Annotated in this window: 28 protein-coding genes and 1 pseudogene; 7 read left to right on the top strand and 22 right to left on the bottom strand. The window is 43.3% G+C overall.

Annotation, left to right across the window (positions count from 1 at the left end; genetic code table 11):
• The 6 genes and pseudogenes from ACHBIF_RS09510 to hemW all read right to left on the bottom strand — a co-directional run.
• Positions 1 to 105: pseudogene (locus ACHBIF_RS09510) on the bottom strand (IS30 family transposase); the annotation flags it as partial.
• Between the two features lie 95 nt (positions 106 to 200).
• Entirely contained in the window at positions 201 to 833 is a 633-nt protein-coding gene (locus ACHBIF_RS09515; protein ID WP_105160558.1) for a TIGR01906 family membrane protein, read from the bottom strand.
• Positions 823 to 1,596, bottom strand: coding sequence for a TIGR01457 family HAD-type hydrolase (locus tag ACHBIF_RS09520; protein ID WP_394720153.1), 774 nt, complete (start codon positions 1,594 to 1,596; stop codon positions 823 to 825). The genes ACHBIF_RS09515 and ACHBIF_RS09520 overlap by 11 nt, the downstream gene beginning before the upstream one ends.
• Before the next feature lie 9 nt (positions 1,597 to 1,605).
• Positions 1,606 to 2,223, bottom strand: coding sequence for an NUDIX hydrolase N-terminal domain-containing protein (locus ACHBIF_RS09525; protein ID WP_394720155.1), 618 nt, complete (start codon positions 2,221 to 2,223; stop codon positions 1,606 to 1,608).
• Positions 2,210 to 2,950, bottom strand: a complete 741-nt coding sequence (locus tag ACHBIF_RS09530) for an acyl-ACP thioesterase domain-containing protein (protein ID WP_394720157.1) — start codon at positions 2,948 to 2,950, stop codon at positions 2,210 to 2,212. Before ACHBIF_RS09530 ends, ACHBIF_RS09525 begins: the two co-directional genes overlap by 14 nt.
• A gap of 15 nt (positions 2,951 to 2,965) precedes the next feature.
• The gene (gene hemW, locus ACHBIF_RS09535) at positions 2,966 to 4,102 is read right to left on the bottom strand and encodes a radical SAM family heme chaperone HemW (RefSeq protein ID WP_394720159.1); all 1,137 of its coding nucleotides are present in this window, start codon (positions 4,100 to 4,102) and stop codon (positions 2,966 to 2,968) included.
• A gap of 707 nt (positions 4,103 to 4,809) precedes the next feature.
• On the opposite strand from hemW, the gene ACHBIF_RS09540 reads away from it, so the two are divergent.
• Entirely contained in the window at positions 4,810 to 5,100 is a 291-nt protein-coding gene (locus ACHBIF_RS09540; RefSeq protein WP_394720161.1) for a hypothetical protein, read from the top strand.
• A 232-nt stretch (positions 5,101 to 5,332) separates the two neighbouring features.
• Entirely contained in the window at positions 5,333 to 6,391 is a 1,059-nt protein-coding gene (locus ACHBIF_RS09545; protein ID WP_394720163.1) for a VanZ family protein, read from the top strand.
• Positions 6,392 to 6,414: 23 nt separating this feature from the next.
• Here the strand turns inward: ACHBIF_RS09545 and ACHBIF_RS09550 are convergent, their stop codons facing one another.
• From ACHBIF_RS09550 to ACHBIF_RS09590, 9 genes are all read right to left on the bottom strand, one after another.
• Positions 6,415 to 8,679 (bottom strand): glycogen/starch/alpha-glucan phosphorylase, encoded by a 2,265-nt coding sequence (locus tag ACHBIF_RS09550; RefSeq protein ID WP_394720165.1) that lies wholly within the window; start codon positions 8,677 to 8,679, stop codon positions 6,415 to 6,417.
• Between the two features lie 181 nt (positions 8,680 to 8,860).
• Positions 8,861 to 9,208: an HIRAN domain-containing protein gene (locus ACHBIF_RS09555; protein ID WP_105122526.1), complete on the bottom strand. Its 348-nt coding sequence runs from the start codon at positions 9,206 to 9,208 to the stop codon at positions 8,861 to 8,863.
• A gap of 37 nt (positions 9,209 to 9,245) precedes the next feature.
• Positions 9,246 to 9,959 (bottom strand): purine-nucleoside phosphorylase, encoded by a 714-nt coding sequence (deoD, locus tag ACHBIF_RS09560; RefSeq protein ID WP_394720167.1) that lies wholly within the window; start codon positions 9,957 to 9,959, stop codon positions 9,246 to 9,248.
• Positions 9,960 to 9,994: 35 nt separating this feature from the next.
• Positions 9,995 to 10,804, bottom strand: a complete 810-nt coding sequence (locus ACHBIF_RS09565; protein WP_125266046.1) for a purine-nucleoside phosphorylase — start codon at positions 10,802 to 10,804, stop codon at positions 9,995 to 9,997.
• 10 nt (positions 10,805 to 10,814) lie between these two features.
• Positions 10,815 to 11,171: an arsenate reductase family protein gene (locus ACHBIF_RS09570; protein WP_394720170.1), complete on the bottom strand. Its 357-nt coding sequence runs from the start codon at positions 11,169 to 11,171 to the stop codon at positions 10,815 to 10,817.
• Positions 11,171 to 12,382: a phosphopentomutase gene (locus ACHBIF_RS09575; RefSeq protein WP_394720172.1), complete on the bottom strand. Its 1,212-nt coding sequence runs from the start codon at positions 12,380 to 12,382 to the stop codon at positions 11,171 to 11,173. Before ACHBIF_RS09575 ends, ACHBIF_RS09570 begins: the two co-directional genes overlap by 1 nt.
• A 92-nt stretch (positions 12,383 to 12,474) precedes the next feature.
• Positions 12,475 to 13,149, bottom strand: a complete 675-nt coding sequence (rpiA, locus tag ACHBIF_RS09580) for a ribose-5-phosphate isomerase RpiA (RefSeq protein ID WP_105122532.1) — start codon at positions 13,147 to 13,149, stop codon at positions 12,475 to 12,477.
• A gap of 23 nt (positions 13,150 to 13,172) precedes the next feature.
• Positions 13,173 to 13,715 carry a DJ-1 family glyoxalase III gene (locus tag ACHBIF_RS09585; protein ID WP_105122533.1) on the bottom strand — a complete coding sequence of 181 codons (543 nt, stop codon included), beginning with the start codon at positions 13,713 to 13,715 and terminating at the stop codon, positions 13,173 to 13,175.
• Complete coding sequence (locus ACHBIF_RS09590) at positions 13,712 to 14,950, bottom strand: FtsW/RodA/SpoVE family cell cycle protein (RefSeq protein WP_394720175.1); 1,239 nt, start codon at positions 14,948 to 14,950, stop codon at positions 13,712 to 13,714. The genes ACHBIF_RS09585 and ACHBIF_RS09590 overlap by 4 nt, the downstream gene beginning before the upstream one ends.
• Before the next feature lie 522 nt (positions 14,951 to 15,472).
• Here ACHBIF_RS09590 and ACHBIF_RS09595 point away from each other — a divergent pair.
• Positions 15,473 to 15,580: a putative holin-like toxin gene (locus ACHBIF_RS09595; RefSeq protein ID WP_105125669.1), complete on the top strand. Its 108-nt coding sequence runs from the start codon at positions 15,473 to 15,475 to the stop codon at positions 15,578 to 15,580.
• Positions 15,581 to 15,742: 162 nt separating this feature from the next.
• Here the strand turns inward: ACHBIF_RS09595 and ACHBIF_RS09600 are convergent, their stop codons facing one another.
• Together ACHBIF_RS09600 and ACHBIF_RS09605 are read right to left on the bottom strand one after the other, a co-directional pair.
• On the bottom strand, positions 15,743 to 15,937 hold the full coding sequence (locus ACHBIF_RS09600; RefSeq protein ID WP_172059413.1) for a hypothetical protein: 195 nt from the start codon (positions 15,935 to 15,937) through the stop codon (positions 15,743 to 15,745).
• 203 nt (positions 15,938 to 16,140) lie between these two features.
• Positions 16,141 to 16,599 carry a hypothetical protein gene (locus ACHBIF_RS09605; RefSeq protein ID WP_394720178.1) on the bottom strand — a complete coding sequence of 153 codons (459 nt, stop codon included), beginning with the start codon at positions 16,597 to 16,599 and terminating at the stop codon, positions 16,141 to 16,143.
• A gap of 353 nt (positions 16,600 to 16,952) precedes the next feature.
• Here ACHBIF_RS09605 and ACHBIF_RS09610 point away from each other — a divergent pair, with 353 nt between their 5' ends.
• The gene (locus tag ACHBIF_RS09610) at positions 16,953 to 17,282 is read left to right on the top strand and encodes a helix-turn-helix domain-containing protein (protein ID WP_172059411.1); all 330 of its coding nucleotides are present in this window, start codon (positions 16,953 to 16,955) and stop codon (positions 17,280 to 17,282) included.
• Between the two features lie 224 nt (positions 17,283 to 17,506).
• Here the strand turns inward: ACHBIF_RS09610 and ACHBIF_RS09615 are convergent, their stop codons facing one another.
• The 3 genes from ACHBIF_RS09615 to ACHBIF_RS09625 all read right to left on the bottom strand — a co-directional run bounded on the left by ACHBIF_RS09615 (position 17,507) and on the right by ACHBIF_RS09625 (position 19,838).
• A complete protein-coding gene (locus tag ACHBIF_RS09615; RefSeq protein ID WP_105110411.1) occupies positions 17,507 to 17,767 on the bottom strand; it encodes a type B 50S ribosomal protein L31 in 261 nt (86 codons plus the stop codon).
• 111 nt (positions 17,768 to 17,878) lie between these two features.
• Complete coding sequence (locus tag ACHBIF_RS09620) at positions 17,879 to 18,907, bottom strand: FAD:protein FMN transferase (RefSeq protein ID WP_394720181.1); 1,029 nt, start codon at positions 18,905 to 18,907, stop codon at positions 17,879 to 17,881.
• On the bottom strand, positions 18,894 to 19,838 hold the full coding sequence (locus ACHBIF_RS09625) for a bifunctional oligoribonuclease/PAP phosphatase NrnA (RefSeq protein ID WP_105122536.1): 945 nt from the start codon (positions 19,836 to 19,838) through the stop codon (positions 18,894 to 18,896). Before ACHBIF_RS09625 ends, ACHBIF_RS09620 begins: the two co-directional genes overlap by 14 nt.
• Positions 19,839 to 19,933: 95 nt before the next feature.
• Between ACHBIF_RS09625 and ACHBIF_RS09630 the strand changes: the two genes are divergently transcribed.
• The 3 genes from ACHBIF_RS09630 (at position 19,934) to ACHBIF_RS09640 (ending at position 22,182) form a co-directional block, all read left to right on the top strand.
• The gene (locus tag ACHBIF_RS09630) at positions 19,934 to 20,386 is read left to right on the top strand and encodes a flavodoxin (protein WP_394720183.1); all 453 of its coding nucleotides are present in this window, start codon (positions 19,934 to 19,936) and stop codon (positions 20,384 to 20,386) included.
• A 343-nt stretch (positions 20,387 to 20,729) separates the two neighbouring features.
• Positions 20,730 to 21,005 carry a chorismate mutase gene (locus tag ACHBIF_RS09635; protein WP_105110415.1) on the top strand — a complete coding sequence of 92 codons (276 nt, stop codon included), beginning with the start codon at positions 20,730 to 20,732 and terminating at the stop codon, positions 21,003 to 21,005.
• Complete coding sequence (locus ACHBIF_RS09640) at positions 20,998 to 22,182, top strand: chloride channel protein (RefSeq protein ID WP_105110416.1); 1,185 nt, start codon at positions 20,998 to 21,000, stop codon at positions 22,180 to 22,182. The genes ACHBIF_RS09635 and ACHBIF_RS09640 overlap by 8 nt, the downstream gene beginning before the upstream one ends.
• A 210-nt stretch (positions 22,183 to 22,392) precedes the next feature.
• Here ACHBIF_RS09640 and ACHBIF_RS09645 read toward each other — a convergent pair whose 3' ends face one another.
• Together ACHBIF_RS09645 and ccpA are read right to left on the bottom strand one after the other, a co-directional pair.
• The gene (locus ACHBIF_RS09645; RefSeq protein WP_394720186.1) at positions 22,393 to 23,067 is read right to left on the bottom strand and encodes a hydrolase; all 675 of its coding nucleotides are present in this window, start codon (positions 23,065 to 23,067) and stop codon (positions 22,393 to 22,395) included.
• 236 nt (positions 23,068 to 23,303) lie between these two features.
• Complete coding sequence (gene ccpA, locus ACHBIF_RS09650) at positions 23,304 to 24,305, bottom strand: catabolite control protein A (protein ID WP_283241320.1); 1,002 nt, start codon at positions 24,303 to 24,305, stop codon at positions 23,304 to 23,306.
• Positions 24,306 to 24,400: the final 95 nt, after the last annotated feature.

The following is a 24,400-nucleotide window of genomic DNA, read 5'->3' on the forward strand; positions in this document are numbered from 1 at the left end:
TTCAATTGGTTTCTTTCCCATTTTAAGATAAGCAGCAATTTCACCACGTTCTGTGGCTGAGAGATGAGAATAGGATGAGTTTCTGGTAGAATGAGTATTGGACATGTTCATCTGCTTTCTATACTGAGTTGGGGAATTCTAGTATATCAGACGAACATGTCTTTTTTGTTGCATTTCATTTTACAACGCGGGAAATTATCCTAGTTAGTTTTCTTGGTAGATTTCACTGTCCACGCCAGCATTGCCAAAGAAAAGAGCTCGTAGAGAACGAAAAACAAGATAAAGCAATGGAGGAAAAAGTCCTGTGGCAGAATGTAGATGACAGGGTCTTTTGCTGGGTCAAAGAGCCAGGTCGAATCGCCCGGAAAGAGGACCTTGTGGAAGAGGACAAAGAACGTATCAAATCCAATTAAGACACCGACCAGTCCGATAAGAACAGGCGCCAAGGCAACCCAAGTAAAAACCCGATGATAGATCTGACCATAGCCCATGTTTAGAACCTGTTTAACAAAGGAAATAAAGACTGGCAGGCTAATCAGAAAGGCAAACTGGGCAAAATGAAAGAGATACTTAACATCCCTAAAATGCTTGAGACCAGCTGCCGATGAGCGGAAATTTGGCATGTCTAAAACACTTGCAAAAGGATTGGTCAGATAGTTCATCAGGATATTGAAATTGTAGGAAATATCCGACGCATTCATGTAGACAACATTTTCCAAGCCTAGGTAGGAAATTTCTAGCGGATAAACTAGCCAAGCTAGGTAGATGGTTCCTAGAACTGCTGCCGACAAGACAAATAAAATCGTTCCGATAATCTGTAACTTAGTTCTCATCAAAACTCCATTCATCTAAGCTCTCGAGGACATGGGTTGGAGCCAGGGGTAAGTCTGCTACTTCTTCTGGCTTAGTGAAGCCAGTCAGGACTAAAAGAGTTGGAAATCCATTATCAATCCCTGCACGAATATCCGTCAGGTAGTTATCTCCCACCATAACCGTTTGGCTGCGTTCTGTCCCTAAAATCTCTAGAGCCTTGTCCATGATAATAGCTTCAGGCTTGCCAATAAAGATCGGCTCAACACGGGTAGCAGCTTTCAAGAGTGCAATCAATGAACCAGCACCTGGCAAGTGACCACGCTCCGTCGGAATATTGAGGTCAGGATTGGTACCTATAAAGGTCGCTCCCTTTTGAATAGCCAAGGTAGCAATGGTAAGCTTTTCATAGGTCAACTGAGCGTCCAGTCCCACCACCACATAGGCAGGATTTTCCCTGTCTTCCACATAACCTGCCTCAAAAATGGCAGACTTGAGCCCGTCCTCACCGATGACATAAACCGTCATTTCCCGACCCAAATCATTCATATAATCCACGGTAGCCAGACTGGCCGTGTAAATGGTCTCAAGTGGCGTTTCAATATTAAAATTCTCCGCCAACATAGCTTGTACCGTTTCAGGACGACGAGTGGTATTGTTGGTCACAAAGAGATAGGGAATGTTGCGCTCCTGCAAACCATGAATAAACCGTTCACCAGCAGGAATCCGCTTTTTCCCTTCATAGATCGTCCCATCTAAATCGATCAAATATCCTTGATAGGTCATACTTTCTCCTTAATCAAATCGTGTTTCCCAATGCTCAGACCGACTAGCTTCCAAGCAAAGTGCTAACTGCTCAGGAGTATTTTTCCCAAGGTAGAGCGGAGGCAAGTCATCTAGACTGAAAAAACCACTGGCGACTGTTTCCGAATTGGGCTGAAACTCACCGCCAAGTAGACGACATAAAATGAAGACCTTGGTCACGCGGTGGGCTGACTTGGCAGGATTGTTCTTGTGCTTGTCCAAAATCGCAACGACTCGCAGAGCCTCCACATCCAGCCCCGCTTCTTCCTTTACTTCCTTGACCACATTGTCCTTGATGGACTGGTCCACATCGCACCAACCACCTGGTAAGGACCAGAGCCCATCGTTTTCCTGGACCAGTAGGATTTTATCCTCTTGGAAAATAGCTGCGCGGGTATCCAACTTAGGTGTCTGATAGCCTGTTTCATTGCAAAACAAGTCATTCACCACTTCCAAGGGCTGCCCAGACGGCTCCACCAACATTTCTGCCGCAATCTGTCTGATTTCTTCGAAACGCTCCATGTCATAAACATCTTTTCCATAGGCCAAACCTGTCTGAGCCAAGGCCTGTAAACGTACGGCCCATTCCAACCACTTATCCTGTGACATGATTTTCCCTCCATTCTATGACAGCTTGCGCATGGATATGCCCATCTACCACAATCTCATGCTGGCTGATACCAGGTTCTGCCACCATGCGTGAACTCACCAAGCTAGTCGCCTCTACCTCCTTGAGATACTTGAGTTGGATTTTTTTAGGAACATGGCAGAGCAGAAAATCATAACCCAGTGCTTCATACATCCATTCCAAATACTTGCCATTATTGACATGACCATTCATATCCAAATCAAAATAGCGAACAGGAAATTCTTGTACAGACGGATTTTCCAAGAGCTGATACTTGGGAGCCCGAGGCAATTTCTTGACCTGCTCAGACTGATAAGGAGCAATCAAATCTTCTGGCACAGGCGCCACCTTGCGAGTTTCAAAATCAATCAAAACAAAATAGCAAAGAATATCTAGCAAGAGATTACCGACCTCATCGTAGATATAAAACATCCGATGACAGAAAAACTTGTTATAGGCAACCGCTTCTGTTTTAATGGTAATGGTTTCATTGTATTTAGGTAGGCCTTGAATAGTCAGTTCATAGTCTGTCACCACCCAAATCAAGCCAAATTCCTGAAACACATAGAGATCACTCCGCCCCAGCTCTTCTGACTGTCGGCCCGAAAGCCCCAGACAATAGGAAATCAAGTCAGGCAGTTTGACAGCCTGCTTCACATCACACATATCAAAGGGAATGCTGAAATTTTCTTGGTAGGTTAAGCCCATCGTTTTTGCTCTTTTCTAATCTGTAATAATAAATCGTTCAGCAACCGTATCGCCCAGAAATAACCCTTTTTTGGTCATCCGAAGCCAACGGTCTTCTTCTTGCAAGAGACCTTCATTTTTCAAGTCTCTGACCACCTGACCGTAGCGGTCTTCAAAGGAAATGCCAAACTTTTCCTCGAATCGCTCAATGGACACGCCAGTTTTCTTCCGTAGACCTAAAAACATCTCTTCTTCCATCTGCTCGGTCTGGCTGAGGAATTCTTCGTGTAAGCGAGAATGGCCTTTTTCGCGGATAGACTTGAGGTAGTGCTGGATGGGGCCGCGGTTGCGATAGCGCATGCCGTCGATGTAGCCAGATGCTCCTGCTCCTAGACCATAGTACTCCGAGTTGTCCCAGTACATGAGGTTGTGGCGGCTTTCAAAACCTGGCTTGGTGAAGTTGGAAATCTCATAATGCTCGAAGCCGTTTTTCTCCAACTCCTGAAGAATATAGTCGAACATATCGGACTCCACATCTTCGTTGGGTAGATGCAGATTGCCACGGCGTTGACGGTTCATGAAGACCGTGTGGTTCTCCAAAATCAAGCTATAGAGGCTCATGTGGGGAATGTCCAGCTCTAGGGCCTTGGTGACATTGTCCACCACCTGCTCCATGGTCTGACCAGGCAGGGCATAAATCAGGTCAATGGAAATGTTGTGAAAACCCGCTTCCTTGAGGGCTGCAATGGTTTCATAAATCTGGGCCTGGTTATGGCTGCGACCGATTTTTTTCAGCATACGGTCATCAAAGGTCTGAACACCAAGCGACACCCGATTGCACTTGGATTTTTTCAGAACCGCAATCTTATCCGCCGTCAAGTCACCTGGATTAGCCTCAATGGTGAATTCTTCCAGCTGTGACAAGTCCAGCAGGTCCTCCAGATTGGTCAGGAGATAATCTAGCTGGTCTGCCGAGAGAGCCGATGGTGTTCCGCCTCCGATATAAAGCGTGCGGAGGGCTGGCAGGTCGTAAAACTTGACCTCTTCCATGAGGGCTGCCAAATACTCATCAACAGGCTGATTCTTGATAAAAACCTTAGAAAAATCACAATAGTAACAAATCTGGGTACAAAATGGAATGTGGATATAGGCAGATGTCGGTCGTTTTTTCATAGGACTATTATAGCATACTGTCAGGGAAATTATTTTCTAGATACTTTACCCCCCCTCAAATAATGATATAATGAAATACAGAAGAGATACTCTTAATAAGGTTATAGGTTAAATACTATTGAGGACAATAAAATAAAAGGAGATGATCAAGTCATCTCCTTTTATTTTATTGTCCTCTTGAAGTTTGTTTTTAATTTAATAGGTCAAGAATAGGTACACTCATTCCTGAACCCCCTCCGGCATGATTATTTGTTTCAACACCAGGAATGACCACACTCACTCCACCGGGACCAGCAGCAGCACCCCAAAACTCTACTTTTCTTATTTTTCCATTTACATATATTGATCCAGAAACAGATTGACCTGGGCCTCCACCTCTGCTTACAGGGTAGATTAAATTTCTTCCGTTTGTTAATGTAATACTAACTGTACCAATAAAGGTATAATGGGATTTAATATATGGACGAGCATACCACCAAGCTCTACTACGATTATCATGAATTTCTATTTTTGATACTCCCCCATCTCCATATGCAGTTGCGTACGGAGTGATACTGTTTGTTGGTAGAGTATCAGCATATGTTGTAGAAATACTAAAACAAACAGATAGAGCGGCAAACCAACAACAAAATACATTTTTTCATCATAAAAACTCCTTTTTTTTGTATAATTATATCATATAAAAATAATTTTTGAAAGGGTTTTCAATGGAGGGGGATACATTTTTTAACATTTTTTTAGATTCTTTGAAACTGTGTTTAAATAGTGTTAAAGGCAATACTGAGAGAGATTTGAGTTTTGTTCATTTTTTAAAACGAGGAAACAATACATTTATTGTTATTGAAGATTATATTTTAGAATCTTTAGTAGTATTAGTGAACTTGTTGAGTGAAGAAAAAATTATATTTTCTTGTGGAATAATTTATGAAGAAAATGTTATTGTTGGTATAGAGGTATGTATTAATTCTTTAGATTTAGAGAGATTTGGAAAATGGTAATGTTAGAATTTATCTTTGAAACGTTTTTTAAAACTTTACCAGTTATTTCTTGTGTTTTGGCTGCCCAATTAATTGTAAAAATAAAAAATAAAAAGTCTCCTTGAGAGACTTTTTCGTGTGCTCATTTGTACGAATTAGCTCTCTGCAAGAGTCCCTCGGAGGAGCGTTTGCGTTTTGATACGAAGTGTCAAAACTGCATAAACGTTACTTTTTTGGAAAAAGTAACAAAAATTTGGTAGTAGGCACAAATGACATCAAGGATATGCACGAATACAAGGCTATGATTCAAGAGGTCAACCGAGAGAAAGAACGTCTATTATCTCAAATTGACGTAGAACGCTCTCAGAAGCTCTTAGAGAGCCGAAAACTTCAGGAACGATTAAATACCCTCCAAAACAAACAAAATGTCTTAGAGGGCAAAATAAAGGCTTTAGATGACGAAATATTGACTAAGGAGGAATATAGTCATAAACTGGAGATGGAAGCTTTTAGTCTGGAAGAAGTTCACCTACCTCGCTTACGAGCCGAAAATAAGACCCTAGAAGAGCGTATACAGCGTTTTACGTCCGAGGTAGGGGAAATGGAACAGAGAGTTCGAGAAAGCCATGAGAGGGTCTTAAAACAGCTCGAGGAAGATTTTGATGTTATTACCCAGGAAATGACTGCTCAACTTCCTGAAGTTGGTCAAAGCAATCAAGAAAGGAGGTCCTCTATGAAAAAAGAAGTTATCTATGACTGTATTAACCTGATCCTGTCATTTCTACTTTGCCGCTGGCTCTTCATGACCTTTCTCTTTTACCAGTTCACGACCATTTTCATGACGGTTGATTTTTGGCCAGCATTTGCCGCAATCCTGTTAATGACCGGATTTTGCTTTACCCTATTTCGACTTGTCTATAAGCCCCGCATTTCGCGACCGACACTTTGGTTTTTCTACGCTTGCTACGGGCTTCTGCTAGTCTATCTTCTCTTTTTCAAAAGCATGGGTGTCCAAGGCATCAACTGGAATCTCATTAGCACCTTTTCTCAAGACCTATTTATCAATCCTGCTATATTGATCTTTAACCTCTTACTCTTTTTACCACTTGGGTTGCTTTTTTCATTTTCTTGGAAAAAACTTTCTCTCTTTGTAGGTGCCATATTGCTAGTTGAAGCCTGTCAATTCTTCTTTTCACTGGGCTTCTTCGACCTTGGCGACATCTTGCTCAACACCTCTGGTTTTGCCCTCGGAAACCTCTTGGGACAATCCGCAATCGCTCAATCGTTCAAAAATAGAATACAGAAAAAATGACCCCGAAAGGTCATTTTTATATGCTACGCTTCCAAATGCCAAATATCTTCGTTGTACTGTTGAATGGTACGGTCTGATGAGAAGAATCCTGCTTTGGCAATGTTGACGATAACCTTATCCAACCAGCTGTCACGATCTTCGTAGTCTGCCAGCATTCTTTCCTTAGTTGCAATGTAGTCTTCCAAGTCTAGCAAGGTCATGAAGTGGTCATTGTGCTTGAGGTTGTCTTGTAAGCGCCAGAGGCGTTCATCGATACCACCAGCCTGACGAATAGTGTCAGAAGTGATGAAATCAATCAATGGACGGATAGCTTCGCGCTCGTAGAAGGCATAAGGATGGTAGGTTCCATTTGCATAGTGGTCGATAACAGTCTGGCTATCTTGACCGAAAATGTAGATATTTTCATCGCCAACTAATTCATGAATTTCCACATTGGCACCGTCATCTGTACCGATGGTCAAGGCACCATTGAGCATGAATTTCATGTTACCAGTACCAGAAGCTTCTTTAGATGCAAGAGAAATTTGCTCCGAAATGTCTGCCGCTGGGATGATAAAGCTAGCTTCCGTTACGTTGTAATTTTCAATCATAACCAACTGCAAGTGTGGTGCTACTTCTGGGTCATTTTTGATAACCTGTGACAAGACCAAAATCAAGTGGATAATATCTTGAGCCATTGTGTAAGCAGGTGCTGCTTTTCCGCCAAAGAAGACTGTCAACGGACGAGTTGGGATATTACCAGCCTTGATATCCAAATACTTGTGGATAACATAGAGGACATTCATCTGTTGACGCTTGTACTCGTGCATGCGCTTGATTTGCACGTCGAAGATAGACTCTGAATTGACCTCCACACCTTGCGTCTTAGCAATATGACGTTGCAACTTACGCTTGTTGTGCTGCTTGGTTTCTTCCAACCATTTCTTCAATTCTTTGCTGTCTTTGTGATCCAAGAGTTTTTCCAACTCGCTGGCATCATGGTGGTAGCCATGACCAAGTAGGCCATCAAGATAGTTAGCCAATCTTGGGTTAGCATGCATGAGCCAACGGCGGAAGGTGATACCATTCGTCTTGTTGTTAAATTTCTCTGGGTAAAGCTCGTAGAAGGCTTTCAACTCAGATGTCTTCAAAATCTCAGTATGGAGGGCTGCCACACCGTTGATAGAGTAGCCATAGTGAATATCCATGTGGGCCATGTGGACACGACCGTGCTCATCGATAATATTAACCGCTGGATCATTTTTTACTTCTTTGGCACGGCGGTCCAACTCCTCGATAAATGGTACTAAGTGAGGTACCACACGATTCAAGAAGTCAAGCGGCCATTTTTCAAGGGCTTCAGACAAGATTGTGTGGTTGGTATAGGCAGTCATCTTCTTAACAATTTCGATTGCCTCATCAAAGGAAATGCCACGGAGTTCCAAGAGACGAATCAATTCTGGAATGACAAGTGATGGGTGTGTATCGTTGATTTGAACCACTGCATAATCAGGCAAGTCATGAAGATTTGACCCTTTGGCAACCGCTTCATCAATCAAGAGTTGGGCAGCGTTAGACACCATGAAATACTGCTGGAAGATACGGAGAACTTTACCCTCGTCTGTCGAATCATCTGGATAAAGGAAGAGAGTCAAGTTACGGAAAATGTCTTCCTTGTCAAACTCAATGCCATCGTAAATGATATTGTCATCAACTGAACCAAGGTCAAACAAACGCAAACGGTTCTTCCGCTCAGTCTTATAACCTGGCACATCGATATCGTACAACTTAGAAGTTAAGGTAAAGTTAGCAAAGGGCACTTGGTAAGAAATTGGGGATTCTGTCAACCAAGAACGTGGCGTAATCCATTCATTTGGCACTGCAGATTGTTGGTGGTATTCAAACAACTGACGGAAGAGTCCGAAGTGGTAGTTCAATCCGACACCATCTCCGTTGAGACCAAGGCTAGCAATGGAATCAAGGAAGCAGGCAGCCAAACGACCCAAACCACCATTTCCTAGTGATGGCTCCATCTCCACATCTTCAATAGCAATCAAGTCTTTACCTGCGGCTGCAAGCTGGCTCTTCACCTCATCATAAACACCCAAGTTGATCAAGTTATTAGACAAGAGTTTACCAATCAAGAACTCAGCAGAAATATAGTAAACTTTTTTCTTCTGCTCATTGGTGTACTTAGCTTCACTTTGTTGCTTGGTAAATGCAAGCAAGGCATAATAGAGTTCGTAATCCGAACAGTCTTCAATCCGCTTAGCGTACATGGACTGGACAAAATTTTGTAAATTAATCATTCCTAATCTCCTAAATGAAACTAATATATGTAAGTGTTCATGATTATTTCGTTACTATATGTAACCGTTTTCTATTATACACTAAAAAACAAAAAAAGACAAGCTAAGTTCCATACAAATAGAACTTAGTTCGTCTTTCAAACGGTTACAGATTAACCTGATAACTTCTCTGTCTACTGATTTAGGCTGTCGGACGATTGTCCTTAAACTTAACAACCACGCGTAGTTGACGGTCAGGATGTTCCGTCAAATCAATCATTTGAACGCGAGCTTCCAAAATATCCCCGTGTCCATAAAAAAGCATCCGGCTGATTAAACTGTTCTTGTATTTTGGAATGTAGCCCAATTTCTTCCCCCGATAAAGAATAAGCACCGCTTCTGAATCATAAGGATTAGTTGGTTCAGCCAGTAAATCTAGAGAAGTTCCCAATTTTAACTCTTCGACAACATCTAATCCGTCATAATAAGCAAATCCTGCCAAGTGAAAATCTTCTACATTTCGAGTTGGTTCAAAGTGTGCAAATGTCATACATTCCTCCTTATCACAAGTTACTCCTTAGTCCGGCCTATTCCGCAATCAAGGTTTCCAGACCAACCTTCATCATGTCTGTGAAGGTATTTTGGCGTTCTTCTGCCGTTGTATCCTCATCTGAATTGACCAAGCTATCAGAAATGGTCATGATAGCTAGGGTTTGGACACCGAATTTAGCACCCAGATAGTAGAGGGCTGCCGCTTCCATTTCAACCGCCTTGACACCGATTTGCCCCAGTTCCAAGTTACGACTGAAGAGTTTTGGAGAATAGAAACTGTCTGAAGACAAGACATTGCCGACATGCGTTGTCAAATTAAGGTCTTTAGCAATATGATATGCCTTATCCAAAAGGTTGAAACTTGCAATTTGTGGCAAGTCATATTCCGGCCAATCAATATTAATCATACGAGAGTTGGTTGCAGCTGCTTGCGCCAAGACCAATTCACGGACATGAACATCCTTGTTCATAGAGCCTGCTGTTCCGACACGGATCAATTTTTTCACACCGTATTCGTTGATGAGCTCGTGGGCGTAGATGGAAATGGATGGCATCCCCATACCAGTTCCCATGACAGAAACACGGTGGCCCTTATAAGTACCTGTGTAGCCGAACATATTGCGGACCTCGTTGAAGCACACAGCGTCTTCAAGGAAGTTTTCAGCAATAAATTTAGCACGGAGTGGGTCACCAGGAAGCAAAATCTTATCTGCAATCTCACCTGGTTTTGCAGAAATATGGATAGACATGTATTGTACCTCTTTATTATTCTATATTCAAATTCTTACAACTCCGCCAAGATAGCCTTGACCAAGCCTTTGAAGTTGCCTTTGATTTGCTCGGTTACTTCTACCACTTCTTCGTGGTTGAGTTCGGATTGGAAACCAGCCGCAAAGTTTGTGATAGCAGAAATACCCAAGACTTTCATGCCAGAGTGAGCTGCCACGATAACTTCTGGAACAGTTGACATACCAACTGCATGGGCACCCATGGTCTTGAAGGCCAAGATTTCAGCTGGTGTTTCGTAGGTAGGTCCTGTCACACCGAGGTAGACACCATTGTCCAACTTGATGCCCAATTTTTCCGCAACGGCATGAGCTTTCTCACGGTATTCTTTGGTATAGGCGTTGGACATATCTGGGAAACGTGGACCAAATTCTTCCAAGTTTTCTCCAATCAATGGGTTTTGACCAGTCATGTTGATGTGGTCTGTAATAGCCATCAGGGTACCTGGTCCATAGCCGATACCACCAGCAGCATTGGTGACAATCACACCTTCACAGCCAAGGGCTTTCATAACACGAACTGGGAAGGTCACGACTTCCATTGGATTGCCTTCGTAGAAGTGGAAACGACCTTGAAGAGCCAAAACCTTACGACCCGCCAAATCTCCGTAAACCAACTTACCAGCATGGCCAACAACTGTTGATTTGCCCCAGTTTGGAATATCCGCATAGTCGATAACAATAGCATTTTCAACTTCTTCCGCTAATTCGCCCAAACCTGAGCCCAAAATCAAGCCAAATTCTGGCTTAATCATTCCATTTTCTTCCAAATAAGCTTTTGTTTCATAAATTTTTGCAAGTAAACTCATATTTTCTCCTTTATAAATAAGCTGACCAGTCGTATTCTGGCATTTTTTCTACGATTACGTCCAGCGGTCTGCAGAGAAAAGCGGTACTTTCTCGCTCGACAATGGGTCTGTTGACAAGACTGGGTTCAGCTACCATGAGTTCCAGAATTTCTGGCTCGGATTTTCCTGCAAAATCGTCCTGTGCTAGGCGGATAAGCTGGGAAGGCTGGGCATCCATTTTAGCCAAAATCCTTTCCAAATCTGCCTTGGACAGGGGATTTTCCAGATAATTAACCCAGGTTACTTCCAGATCTTGATGAGTGAGAAGGACCCGCAATTTCTTGCACTTGCTACAATCGGGATTGTAATAAACGGTTGCTTTTTCCATTAGACTAATTTATCCAAGAATGGCTCACCAATCATGGCTTTGTCCACACCAAAGTTTTCAGCAATGGTCGCCGAAATATCCGCAAAATGTCCCTGTGGAATCAAGCCGTTGCCAGTAAAGGAGGGACTGTAAGCCAAGAGCGGAATGTACTCACGAGTATGGTCCGTACCGACATAGGTCGGGTCATTCCCATGGTCAGCTGTGATGAGGAGCAGGTCGTCCTCACGCATGGCAGCCATAATCTCTGGCAAGCGAGCATCAAACTCATGCAAGCAATCACGGTAGCCCTTGGCATCACGGCGGTGACCAAAGTTGGCATCAAAATCTACCAGATTGGTGAAGGAGAATCCTGTCTCAAACTCAGCCAGACCCATGGTTGTCAAGAGGGTATCGACACCGTGGTTGTTATTTTTGTTGTGGCCCATGTCGTTGGTAATGCCTGAGGCGTTGAAAATATCGCTAATTTTACCAACAGAGTAGGTCGAGATACCAGCATCTGCCAGTTTATTGAGAACAGTAGGCTCAAATGGAGAAACGGCATAGTCGTGGCGGTTGGCTGTGCGGGTAAAGTTACCAGGCTCACCAACATAAGGACGGGCAATGATACGACCCAGAAGGGCTGGACGCTCTAAGGTTATAGAACGCGCGTACTCACAGATGCGATAAAGCTCCTCAAGCGGAATAATGTCCTCATGAGCGGCAATCTGAAGGACAGGGTCTGCGGAGGTGTAAATGATGAGCTCCCCAGTTTCCATTTGACGAGGACCAAAATCATCAATCACAGCCGTTCCAGAATAAGGCTTATTGGCCTCGCGGATGACCTTACGACCTGAAAATTCTTCAATTTTGGTCAAAATTTCCTCAGGGAAACCATTCCAGAAAGTATCGAAAGGCTCGGTAATGTTGAGGCCCATGATTTCCCAGTGACCCGTCATAGTATCCTTACCAAGTGATACTTCTTCCAATTTTGTTGCATAACCTGTCGGATTTTCCTCGGCAGGAACTGTTTTCAGAGGTGTTTCACGAGGGATATTGCCGAGGCCCAGTTTAGCCATATTTGGCACATTCAAGCCGACTGTTTTTGAAATGTGTCCCAAGGTGTCTGATGCACCGTCTGGCACGCCTGCATTGGTAAAGTTGTTGGCATCTGGCGCCGCACCGATTCCCACAGAATCCAGGACAACCAGGTGAATACGTTTAAATTTAGGCATATTGCTCTCCTTTTTTTTGTAAATAAACGTTCGTCTTTTAATTATAACATAAAAAAGCTCTCATTTTATAAAAAAATGAGAAGCGTTTTCAACTATTCTTTAGTAAGGATTTTGGGACCTTCTGCTGTTCCCACGATGACTCTTGAAATCAAGTTGATGAAGAGACCGTGCTCTACTACTCCAACTGTGTGGTCCAGTTCATTGGCCAAAGCAAGCGTATCCAAAATTCGTTGCAAATCCAGGTCAATGATGAAATTCTGCATATCGGTCACCAATTTCTGGCCGTCCTTCATACGGAAACTTGGACGATAGCCCTTCTTCTCAAACAGTCGGAAAAGATTTTCAGAACCGTATTGAACCACTTCAACCGGCAGTTTGAAGGCTCCGAGTGTTTCCACTAGCTTGCTTTCATCGACAATCCAGATAGAGTCCTTGGAATAGCTGGCAACGACCTTTTCCATGAGCAGGGCTGCACCGCCACCCTTGATGCCGTTAAAAGCTCCGTCTACTTCATCTGCTCCGTCCACCGTCAAGTCAACATAATCCACCTCATCAATATTCTTCAGAGGAATCCCCAGTGAAGCAGCGTGTTTCGCTGTGGCATGCGAAGTCGTCACACCGATGATGTCCAGGCCTTCTTCCTGGACCCGGCGACCGATTTCCTGGACGAAATAATAGGCAGTCGATCCTGTTCCCAGGCCCACAATCATCCCGTCCGTGACAAATTCAGCAGCCTTAATCCCAACTTGTTCTTTCAAATTTGACATAGTTTACTCCTTTGCTTTCTTAACTAGCCCTGTTGGTAAACCATGGTCTGCGCAAGTGCTTGACCGTCACCACCCAGCAACTCAACCAGTTTATAGGCAAATGGCAGACTGGTTCCGGCACCTCGACTGGTCACGATATTGCCATCGACAACCACCTCATCCGTCTGGTGAATCCCTGAGGCAATCTGCTCTTCCATGCCTGGATAGCAGGTAAAATGACGGTCCTTGAGAAGCTCCGCTCTCTCTAAAACAATGGGTGCCGCACAGATTGCTGCCACAAATTTACCAGCCGCAGCTTGAGTTTTCAATTCCTCAATCAAACCAGAATGGTCACGTAGATTGGTCGCCCCTGGCATACCGCCTGGCAGGACAATCAAATCATAGGCTGACAAATCGCCATCAAAGACAGAATCAGTCTGAACAGGAATCCCATGAGAACCTGTTACCGTCTGGCTGGTCAAGCCAACCATCTGGCAATCCATATTGGCCCGACGAAGGACATCAACCGGTGTCAGGGCTTCGATTTCTTCAAAACCTTCTGCAAATAAAACCGCTACTTTTTTCATTTTTCCCTTCTTTCTACACGCTTTATCGTGATTTTCTTATAGGATGATACTTGGCGAGTCTGAGCCTCGTCAAACAAGGTAAATTGGTAACTCATGGACAATATCAGGCCAATGCCAATCAAGTTGGAAACCATAGAAGACCCACCCTGAGATATGAAAGGTAAGGGAATCCCGGTCAGAGGCAAGATACCTGTTGCTGCACCGATATTTTCAAAGACGTGAAAGAGCAACATGACAATGAAACCTGTCGAAATATAGGTGTAAAAACGATTGTTGGACTCGACAGTTATTTTCAACATGCGATAGATCAAGAGCAGATAGAGCGCAATGACCACCGAGGCTCCGATAAATCCAAAATCTTCTGCAATAACTGTGAAAATCATGTCACTTTCGCGAACAGGAATCAGCAGATTGGTTTTATTGATCCCGATACCCGTCAGACCGCCACTGCCAATCGCAATCAAGCTTTGGGCTTGCTGATAGGTCGTTGATTGGGCATTTTCAAAGGGATCTAGCCAGCCCAAAATTCGGTTGATTTGATAGGTGTCCATCCCCAGATTATGAAGGAAGGATCGCCCACCAGGACTGATGAATATCAGCAGAAAAACTCCGACCAAGACGACAGCTGTCAAGACGGCTGGTAATAAAATTTTCCAGGAAATTCCCGACAGGAGCAACATGCCACCGTATATGGCCACGAAAACCAAGGAAGTCCCCAAATCTCGCTGTAGATAAAGCAAGCCCAAGACTGGCAAGGTCAAGAGGGTCAGAAAGGCAATCAGACGAAAATCTTCCTTTAACTGCCGCGCTGGATTCCGCTGTTGAAAGCTGACAATCAATCTGGCTGACATGACAATGTAGGAAATCTTCATGAATTCCGACGGTTGAAACAGTGTCATATCACTGACCGTTACCCAGTTTTTAGCCCCTGTAGAGGCAACCAGCTCTGGACTAAAATAATAGAGAGGCAAAATCATCAATCCCAGTCCCAGCATGTAAAGAAGCGGAGCCATTTTCCATAAAAACTTATTGGAAAAGAACATAACTAGGAAGGCCAAACCGATACCTAAGGCAATCCACAGCAGCTGCTGGCTGACTATCCGCACCAGGCTTTCCGGAAAATCAATGCTAACCGCTATATAGAGGGATAAGATACCTATCAACAATAGCAAAAATACAGGTAATATCAGACCGTAATCAATCCGATTATCTAAATCAATCTTTCGAGTGCTCATGTCTCCTGCTTTCTAAATCTAATCTTCTACTATTATAGCAGAAAATAACGCACCGTATTTTATCAAACCCAAGATTCCTATCAAAAATCGCAGATGCGGCTGGCTAACTACAGTCTAGAGCAATCAAAATGGCAATCACGCGCACAAAAAAGCCCTCTCCGAAACTCGGAAAAGGCTTAAAATCAATGTTTCTCTTAGTTCGCAGCGTTTGCGTCTTTGAGACCGTATTTATTATCAGTTAGTCGGTCATCAGTTTTCAATAAACTTAGAAAGGCAATCTTATCAGGTATTAAGCTAAAAATGGTTGTCGTCTGCTATCATCATTTCATTTAGATGGCAATCATTTTGGCAATCAAAAACTAAAGTCTTGTCGGCAGATAAAAGGAATCCATTTGAAGAAATGATTTAGCCGTGGTATAATGGAACGGTAAATAAGTTATGGTGGTAGCTACGAGTTTCGTAGAAAGGTGGTGGTGCTTATGAAAGTAAGTGCTAAAATCTGGATAGAAAGGAGTAGCTCTTTTGTCCACAGCGGAGGCTTTACAGTTGATGTTGGAGTTCGGTGGCTTTGTCCTCAGTCTCTTATCGCTGATTATTGTCCTTATTAAGCTGAATGATAAAAAGAAATAACCGTCTCAAACTTTAGCGAGTTGACGGTTATTTCTTAATCTAAAACTTAGCTACCGTCTTAAACGGATTTACACTGGGAGTTGTTGGAGCAACTCCCTTTTATAATTCCATTATAAGCTATTGGTGGGGAATTTGCAAGTGAGAACTAAATTGTGTATGTGATTATTGTCCGATTGCATCTACTGCTTTCTTTAACTCATCTCGGTATTCTTTCAAGAATTTAACGAGTTCCTCTTTACCCATTAGCTTCTTAGTTCCCATACTACCATAGGCGTCTTTTTGTTGTTGGACGCCTTGGTCTATACCTTCCTTCATGCTTTGGAAGGTTGCTTCATCAGCTAGTCCATACTCATCCATTTTAGCTTTATAGCTATCCAGATAGTGGTTTACAATTTTACCGTAGACTGTTATGTAGTCATTGTAAGTTTTGATAGCTTCAATGTCTGAATCAGCTACAGGAGGTGTGGAAGGACTGGTGCCCGCTGAGCTTGGCGTTGTAGTTGCTTGTGTGGTTGATTCACTTGTTGTAGAGCTAGTAGACGCTTGTGTACTAGCTTCCGTTACTTTTTTTCAGATGATTGGTACTCCTTGAAATCTTCGTCTGTAAAAAATGTGATTTTCCAGATTGTGGCACCTTCCCAGCTTTCAAATTTAAATTTGGTGTCGCTATCTATCTCTACTTTATATGGTTTTCCAATCGTGTTAAGTTGTTCATACTCGTAATCCAACGAATTTAGGTCTACTCCATATTGAAATCCAACATAAGCCTTACTACCCTCGGCTTGTAATTCTGTCAAAACAACATAATACGTTCCAGGTTCAATATCTGTTCCTGCCTTATATTCTCCATCAGCAAAAAATGAGACAGTCTCAGCCTGTACTTTCTCTTCTGATGATGATTGTGTTGTTTCAACTGTTTCAGAGCTTGCAGTTGTTTCCTCACTAGATTTACTGCTACAGCCAACTAAAATAATAAGTAGTGCAGTTGAAAGCAGTGTAATTTTTGTTAACTTTTTCATTATGTTTCTCCTCGTAAAAATATTTAATATTATCACTTTTATTTTTGTACTGTTACTATCTTTATTCTTGATAATTTTAAATATAGTTTATTGCGACCCATCATTTTTCTCCACTTTCCAATAAGAACGAATATACATTGTAGAATAATACATATCTGTTTTTGACAATTGAACTCACATATAGATTCAAAACGATTCTTAATTTTTATTCTTTAGGCTAATAATGTTTCTCTTTAAAATACATTATAACATAAACGTTCTGTTTTTAGAACGTTATTGTTAAATAGTTCTAAAAATATAGGTTTGTCTCTTTTATGATAAGTGTTATCCTTTGACATAAAGAGGAATAATGAATGGATAGTAATAACACCTTATCTCAGTTTGTCGTTGAAAGAATTAAATTTTTGAGAAAAGAAAAAGGCTTAACTCAGGAAGCATTATCAGAAATAGCAAGTCTTGATATTAAATATGTGAATAAATTAGAGAACTACAGGCATACAGCTCGCTTAGAAACACTAGAACAGCTTCTATTAGCTTTGGGAGTAACTTATAGTGAGTTTTTTAAGTTTGACATTCAAGCCAACTCTAACTTAATTGATGAGTTACTTGTAGCTCTATCAAAACTTCCCAAAGACAAACAAGAGAAAAAGGTTCAAGCGATTATTGATTTACTTAAAGAATAGAAAATACCACTTGATTTATTAACAAGTGGTATTTTTGGTAATAGTTGTTCCTTGCAACCAAATAAAACTGTTTTAGTATGTGGGGTTAAAAATTTATAACAGACAAATCTGAAATACCTACGATATATTTAAACCGCTTCATCTGGAAATCTAAACCAATGGCAATCACGCGCACAAAAAAGCCCTCTCCGAAACTCGGAAAAGGCTTAAAATCAATGTTTCTCTTAGTTCGCAGCGTTTGCGTCTTTGAGACCGTATTTTTTGTTGAACTTGTCCACGCGGCCGTCTGCTTGAGTGAATTTTTGACGTCCAGTATAGAATGGGTGTGAATCTGATGAAATTTCCACACGGATCAATGGGTAAGTTTCACCTTCAAACTCAACAGTTTCATTAGAGTTCTTAGTAGAACCGCTAAGGAACTTGTAACCAGTAGTTGTGTCCATGAAGACAACAGTGCGATATTCTGGATGGATATCTTTTTTCATTATAAAAATTCCTTTCTGCCATGGTCTCTTTCCGAGCCATAGATTATAACCATTTAAGTTTACCAAAAGTTAGGCAGACTTGCAAGTCTTTTCCCCTATTTTCTCAACATTTTACAAAGCAGAGGCTCCGGAGGCCACATCCGAGGCCACACGCGCCCCAAAACCGCCTCTTGAAGGGCTGGCCAAACCGTCTGACAAATGCTGTTTCCCAGCCACAACCCTGTCCACCAATCCCGGCGTCACAAAAACCTTGCCATCCAGGCCAATCAGCACAGCCTCAATACCCTCCGTCTGGCAAACCGTCCTGTAAATCTCAGCCATGGCCTGACCAAAGAGACGTGTGGTCCAAATCTCGCCCTCGACCGACCGCTTGGAGACAATGGAAATACTGGCCAGTTCAGAGGCAATGGGATAGCCTGTCTGCGGACTGAGGATATGGTGATAGGTCTTGCCTTCAACCGTTAGGCTCCTTTCGTAAATGCCAGAGGTGACCACCGATTCTTGAATGATTCGCAGAACCAAGATGTTCTGCCCTCGTTCTTTTCCAGGATCCTGAATACCGATTAGCCAGTTACCATCAGGATTATGAGGTGCCTGTCCAAATGTCTTTACATTGCCACCCAGGTTAATCAAGCCAGCAGTCACACCCATTCGCTCCAAAAATTCGACGATACGGTCTGCCACATAGCCCTTGGCTAAGGCTCCCAGGTCAATGGCCATGCCCTCTTTTTCCAGATAGACCAGCATGTCCTCATCGTCCAATTCAATATCAGCTGGGTCAATCATAGCCAGCTTTTCATCAATTTCTTCCTGACTAGGCAGCTTGGCATCGGAAAAACCAATCCGCCAGGTCTGGACCAGCGGACCAATGGTGATATTGAGAAAACTCTTGTCAGCCAGGCTGTGTTCCTTGCCCAGCTTGATCAGTTCGTACAGATCCTCTGCAACAGGAACCGCCTGTACACCTGCATTGAGATTGACTTCCATGAGTTCCGAAGTCAGGTCATTGGCTGAAAAACGGTCCTTGTACAGAATAAGGAGGTTTTCCACCTGGTCTAAAATTGGCTCAGGATTCTCATGCCAAATCTTGGTTTCAATGACCGTCCCCATGAGACGGACGCTTCTGCTACTTGCTTGCATCTCGGACAACCTGCTGGATTTCTTGATAAATGGCTTCATTTTCGGCTAGGGAATATGAATTAGCACCGCTGGCTAATGGATGCCCCCCGCCGTCATGTCGCTGGGCAATAGCCGAAATAGGAATATACTTGCTGCGGAGACGGACACGGTAGTTACCATCTGCTTGTTCCACAAAAATCCCCCAGGACTGGACATCACCAATACGACCCGGAGCGCCAACGATAAAGGAGGTTTCCGCATCTGTCACGCCGTATTTTTCAAGAGTAGCGCGGGTCAAGGTCACCCGAGCAGCACCATGTTCATCCACCTCTAAATTGTCATAGACATAGCCTGTCAGCTTGGCAATATTGTAGTCAATGGTGTCCATTTGGCGGCTCATCCTGGTAAAATCAAAGTCCTCCTGACGCAGGCGGGCCACAATTTCAAAGGTGCGAGCAGTCGTCGCAGGGTAAAGGAAACGACCCGTATCTCCGACAATCCCTGCGTAAAGCAGGCGGGCGATTTCCCCGTCTAGTTTGAGGTTGTTGGCCAGAGCAAACTCCGTAATCATTTCGCTACAAGAGCTGGCAGCTGTGTTGACCCAGAGCAGGTCACCGTAAGGCTCTTCGTTTGGATGGTGGTCGATTTTGATGAGAAAATCCCCAGTGGTATAGCGATTGTCATCCACTCGCGGCGTATTGGCCGTGTCTGTCACGATGACCAAGGCTCCGTGATACTCCTCATCTGCGACTGAGTCCATGCTAGCCAGCCAAGCCAGGGTTGGTTCATCCACACCTGTCGCCTTGACGTTTTTTTCAGGAAAATTGGCCTGCAATAATTTCTTCAAACCCACCTGACTACCAATGGCATCTGGGTCTGGCCGCTGGTGACGGTGAATGATAATAGTGTCGTACTTCTTAATTGTTTCTAAAATATCTGTAGTAATAGTCATAGCAACTCCTTTCCCAATATTTTAGCACAATCTCCCCCTTTTGAAAAATAAGGGAGTGTGGTATAATGGGATTACTTTGTAACTTGGAGGAAATTATGGCACTAGCAAAAATTGTTTACGCTAGTATGACTGGTAACACAGAAGAAATTGCGGATATCGTAGCTAGCAAACTAGAGGAATTAGGTTTGGAGGTACAGATTCATGAATGTACCACAATTGAGACGGAAGAAATCCTAGATGCTGACTTAATTGTCGTAGCGACCTATACTTATTCTTATGGTGGCGACGGTGAATTGCCAGATGAAATCATTGATTTCTACGCTGACCTAGCTGACCTGGACTTGACTGGTAAGGTCTACGGTGTCTGTGGTTCTGGCGATACCTTCTATGATAATTTCTGTAGTGCGGTAGATGATTTCGACACTATGTTGGGGTCACGTGGCGCGGTCAAAGGTGCTGAAAATGTCAAGGTAGACCTGGCTGCTGAAGACGAAGACATCGTTAACTTGGAAAAATTTGCCAGCGATTTAGCTGCAAAATTAGATTAAGATGCAGAACAAAATAACCAGTAACAGGTGTTACTGGTTCAGAACGTAGACAAACTAAACTCTGGATAAATAAACTGAGTAGCTCTGCTAAGAAAAATAAAAATTAAGTTTATTTCGCAAGCGGAGTGAGCCTTAAGTCGGGACTTTCTGCTGTGATGAAAACGCTAGAAACGTTGTCGTTTCTAGCGTTCGGAGTCATTGAGACCTTAGGCTCAATGACTAGGTATGGAATTCCGAAGGAAGTCGCTACCGTCCGACATCACCTCAGGAAAGTCCGAAAAGAGACTTTGTTTACAAACTCAACCAGTAACAGGTGTTACTGGTTTTCTTAAAGGAGAATGGGATGCTATTAGAAGACATTCGAAAAGACATTAACGACTTGGACTGCCAACTTGTCAGCTTACTGGAAAAACGAATGGAACTTGTTGATCAGGTCACAGCCTACAAACGTGCGACTGGAAAGCCAGTCCTGGATGCCAGCCGCGAACAAGCTGTTCTAGATAGAGTCGGTAGCCTGGTGGAAAATCCAGCTTACCGCTCTGCCATTGTCGCGACCTTCAGCGACATTATGGCCCGGTCCAGGGCCTACCAGGCGGAAAAATTGGCTGACTATGAATAACAAGATTTCACGCACTGGACAGCTCAGTCTCTTTTCCCTTATCATTGGTCTCGCCGCAGGAGTGATTGAAACAATTTTTGGCAGAGTCTTGTTGGCTATAGGCACTATCCGTACCGATTACTTCTCCTACCTCATTCCCTTGCTCAGTCTTGCTGGACTTCTCATCATCTTTGTCTATCAAAAATGGGGGAAATCCGTCCAAGCTGGGATGAATTTGGTGTTTCAGGCAGGACAAGGACAAGACACCACTATTCCCCCTATTCTAATCCCACTGATTACCACAACCACTTGGCTGGGACATCTGGTTGGCGCATCAGTAGGACGCGAGGGGGTCGCTGTTCAATTGGGTGCCAGCATATCGCACTGGCTGGGTAAGCTCTGGAAAAGCGCACTTCCTAAAGACACTATGACGCAAATTGGGATGGCTGCTGGCTTTGCTGGGCTCTTTCAAACGCCTTTGGCAGCTAGTTTATTTGCTGTCGAGGTCTTGGTGGTCGGGAGCATTTCTTGGGTTGCCCTGCCTTACTGTCTCCTTGCTGCTATCATCGCCTCTTCTACCTCGCATTGGCTAGGCTTAGAAAAATTCAGCCATTCCCTGTCAGCTTTTCCCTTTCAATTTGAAGATCTATTCAAGTGGATGTTAGTGGCCATCTGTCTCGGACTGATCGGCAACTGCTTCGCTTGGATCCTCACACATGCCAAAGCAGAAATATCTACTTTTCTTCCCAATCCTTACTGGAGAATGCTTGCACTGGGCTTGTTGCTCTCGCTCTTTCTCTATTTAGCACACCTCGGTCGCTATTCTGGTTTAGGGACTAATTTAATTGAGGCTAGTCTATCTGGAAATACAATTTTTGCTTATGACTGGCTACTCAAGTTGGTCTTTACCTGCTTGTGCTTAATTGCAGGTTTCCAAGGCGGTGAAGTCACCCCACTCTTTGCCATCGGTGCAAGTGCAGGACTTGTTTTGGCACAGTGGCTTGGTCTCCCACCAGAATTGGTTGCTGCACTAGGTTATTGCGCTGTATTTGGCACTGCGACCAATACACTCCTTGCTCCTATTTTGATTAGCTACGAGGTATTCGGTTCTGCCATTCTTCCATTTGCCCTACCTGTGCTCGGAGTCGCTTATTTCCTCAACCGTAAACAAACCATCTACGGGCAACAAATTCATTGAATAGATAGAAAAGTCTGATTAGTAGGCTTTTTTCTTTCTCAAAAATTCAAAAAGAAACGCTGATGTTACAACGTTTCTCAAGTCATATCTATCTCCCCTACTGGAATCGAACCAGTAACTAATTCTTAGGAGGAATTTGTTATATCCATTTAACTAAGGGAAGGTTACCCTTCTATTGTAACCTAGAAGGGAAAGAATTGCAAGACTGGATTAGTCTGCTGCGTGCTTACGGTATTTTTCCATTTTGGCTTTGAACAATTCCCCATTGCTAGGTGCCGTGTAGGTAACCGCATTCGCTCCAGCCTCAATGACTGTGCGAATGCTGTCTTCGGTCGGACCGCCTGTTGCAATAATCGGAAATTCGGGGAAATCCTGACGAATCTTGGCCACAACCCGCGCAGTATCTGCTCCACAGGAAACATTGAGAATATCAACACCAGCCTCAATCCGGGCCTTAATATTTGATTTCTCAGAAACTACCGTATAGATGATAGGAATATCCACAACCTTGTTGATTTCCTGAATGGTATCAACATTGGTCGGACCATTGACAACAACCGCATAGGCACCTTCTGATTCCGAAAAGAGGCTCATATTAGCAGAGCGGAGACCTGTGGTCAAGCCACCACCCACACCTGCAAGTACAGGAACTGAAGCTACCAGCATGATGCTCTTAAGAATAGCTGGACTAGGCGTAAAAGGATAGACTGCTAGCACAGCGTCTGCATTATGATTGGCAATAATCGCAACATCCGTCGTAAACAAAATCGAGCGGATTCTGCGTCCGTAAATCATGATACCGCTACATTCTTTGATAATATTAGGCATCTGCACAATATCCTGGCGCAAATCTGACAAGATTGACGGTGGAACTGGCTTGTTCATAGGTCACCTCCATTTTTATATTTTAGAACATCAAGACTAGTCGCAAAAGGAAACTCCTCATCTCAGCAAGAACATTTCCCATCCTTAGCTGAAAATTGAAAACCTCATGTCCACTTAGACTTCTAGACTAGTTAGATTTCGGTTTAATAATATTCATTATAACACATTTTTATCAGGAATAGGAAGCTATCCCTGAAAAAATCAAAAAATCCGGAAAATCGTCCGGATCCTTTGAACTATTTGGTAGATTTGCGAACCTTAATGCCGTGATTCAGAATGACTTCACGGTTTTCCAATTCTTCCTTGTGCATGATTTTGGTCAGCATCCGCATGGCAATGGCACCAATATCATACAATGGCTGATTGATAGAAGTCAGGTTAGGTCGTGTAAACTTGGTCACCAGTGAATCATCGCTTGTAATGATTTCAAAATCTTCTGGAACGCTGAGACCCTTGTCTGAAATACCATTCAAGAGACCTGCTGCAATTTCATCTTCTGCCACCAAGGCTGCCGTCGCACCTGCGTTCAAGATACGTTCAGCAAGAGCATAGCCTTCTTCATACTTATACTTAGATTCAAAGACTAGGCCTTCGCTAAAGTCCAAGCCCGCTTCTTGCAAGCCATCCTTATAACCAGCAAAGCGGACCTTGCCATTGATATCATCAACCAACGGTCCAGATACAAAGGCGATTTTCTTGTTGTTTTTAGCCAACAGGGTAACCGCATCCTTGCTTGCTGCAGCGTAGTCAATGTTTACGCTCGGCAATTGTTTTTCCAAATCAACCGTACCAGCCAGAACAATCGGTGTACGTGAACGAGAAAACTCCGCACGAATCTTATCTGTCAAATGGTAGCCCATGAAAATGATACCATCCACCTGTTTTGAAAAGAGGGTGTTGACCACATTAATCTCTTTTTCATCGTTCTCATCGCTATTGGCAAGGACGATATTATACTTATACATATCGGCAATGTCATCAATCCCCTTAGCCAGGGTTGCAAAGTAAGCGTTAGCAATATTTGGGATAACCACACCAACAGTCGTCGTCTTCTTGCTGGCCAAGCCACGGGCAACGGCGTTAGGACGGTAATCCAAGCGCTCGATGACCTCTAAGACTTTTTTGCGGGTATTTTCCTTAACGTTCTTATTTCCATTGACAACGCGGGAAACGGTCGCCATAGAGACCCCGGCTTCGCGGGCAACGTCATATATCGTTACCGTATCATCAGTATTCAACATATTTGTGTTTCCTTTCATCTTTCTTTTTCTATGAAAATTACGCTTTCACTCTCTTATAGTGTATCACTTTTTGTAAACACTTTCAAGAGAAA

Source organism: Streptococcus sp. A11, from assembly GCF_043674225.1.
Taxonomy (GTDB): domain Bacteria; phylum Bacillota; class Bacilli; order Lactobacillales; family Streptococcaceae; genus Streptococcus; species Streptococcus suis_V.

Coding starts and splice junctions, on each gene's coding strand:
- ACHBIF_RS09615 (WP_105110411.1), bottom strand. CDS start 17,767: ATGAAAAAAGATATCCATCCAGAATATCGCACTGTTGTCTTCATGGAC.
- ACHBIF_RS09610 (WP_172059411.1), top strand. CDS start 16,953: ATGGATAGTAATAACACCTTATCTCAGTTTGTCGTTGAAAGAATTAAA.
- ACHBIF_RS09640 (WP_105110416.1), top strand. CDS start 20,998: ATGAATAACAAGATTTCACGCACTGGACAGCTCAGTCTCTTTTCCCTT.
- ACHBIF_RS09555 (WP_105122526.1), bottom strand. CDS start 9,208: ATGACATTTGCACACTTTGAACCAACTCGAAATGTAGAAGATTTTCAC.
- ACHBIF_RS09605 (WP_394720178.1), bottom strand. CDS start 16,599: ATGAAAAAGTTAACAAAAATTACACTGCTTTCAACTGCACTACTTATT.
- deoD (WP_394720167.1), bottom strand. CDS start 9,959: ATGTCTATCCATATTTCTGCAAAACCAGGTGAGATTGCAGATAAGATT.
- ACHBIF_RS09520 (WP_394720153.1), bottom strand. CDS start 1,596: ATGACCTATCAAGGATATTTGATCGATTTAGATGGGACGATCTATGAA.
- ACHBIF_RS09600 (WP_172059413.1), bottom strand. CDS start 15,937: ATGGATGAGTATGGACTAGCTGATGAAGCAACCTTCCAAAGCATGAAG.
- ACHBIF_RS09530 (WP_394720157.1), bottom strand. CDS start 2,950: ATGGGCTTAACCTACCAAGAAAATTTCAGCATTCCCTTTGATATGTGT.
- ACHBIF_RS09570 (WP_394720170.1), bottom strand. CDS start 11,171: ATGGAAAAAGCAACCGTTTATTACAATCCCGATTGTAGCAAGTGCAAG.
- ACHBIF_RS09540 (WP_394720161.1), top strand. CDS start 4,810: ATGGAGGGGGATACATTTTTTAACATTTTTTTAGATTCTTTGAAACTG.
- ACHBIF_RS09515 (WP_105160558.1), bottom strand. CDS start 833: ATGAGAACTAAGTTACAGATTATCGGAACGATTTTATTTGTCTTGTCG.
- ACHBIF_RS09635 (WP_105110415.1), top strand. CDS start 20,730: ATGCTATTAGAAGACATTCGAAAAGACATTAACGACTTGGACTGCCAA.
- ACHBIF_RS09625 (WP_105122536.1), bottom strand. CDS start 19,838: ATGACTATTACTACAGATATTTTAGAAACAATTAAGAAGTACGACACT.
- ACHBIF_RS09525 (WP_394720155.1), bottom strand. CDS start 2,223: ATGTCACAGGATAAGTGGTTGGAATGGGCCGTACGTTTACAGGCCTTG.
- ACHBIF_RS09620 (WP_394720181.1), bottom strand. CDS start 18,907: ATGCAAGCAAGTAGCAGAAGCGTCCGTCTCATGGGGACGGTCATTGAA.
- ACHBIF_RS09590 (WP_394720175.1), bottom strand. CDS start 14,950: ATGAGCACTCGAAAGATTGATTTAGATAATCGGATTGATTACGGTCTG.
- hemW (WP_394720159.1), bottom strand. CDS start 4,102: ATGAAAAAACGACCGACATCTGCCTATATCCACATTCCATTTTGTACC.
- ACHBIF_RS09585 (WP_105122533.1), bottom strand. CDS start 13,715: ATGAAAAAAGTAGCGGTTTTATTTGCAGAAGGTTTTGAAGAAATCGAA.
- rpiA (WP_105122532.1), bottom strand. CDS start 13,149: ATGTCAAATTTGAAAGAACAAGTTGGGATTAAGGCTGCTGAATTTGTC.
- ACHBIF_RS09630 (WP_394720183.1), top strand. CDS start 19,934: ATGGCACTAGCAAAAATTGTTTACGCTAGTATGACTGGTAACACAGAA.
- ACHBIF_RS09565 (WP_125266046.1), bottom strand. CDS start 10,804: ATGAGTTTACTTGCAAAAATTTATGAAACAAAAGCTTATTTGGAAGAA.
- ACHBIF_RS09645 (WP_394720186.1), bottom strand. CDS start 23,067: ATGAACAAGCCAGTTCCACCGTCAATCTTGTCAGATTTGCGCCAGGAT.
- ACHBIF_RS09550 (WP_394720165.1), bottom strand. CDS start 8,679: ATGATTAATTTACAAAATTTTGTCCAGTCCATGTACGCTAAGCGGATT.
- ACHBIF_RS09575 (WP_394720172.1), bottom strand. CDS start 12,382: ATGCCTAAATTTAAACGTATTCACCTGGTTGTCCTGGATTCTGTGGGA.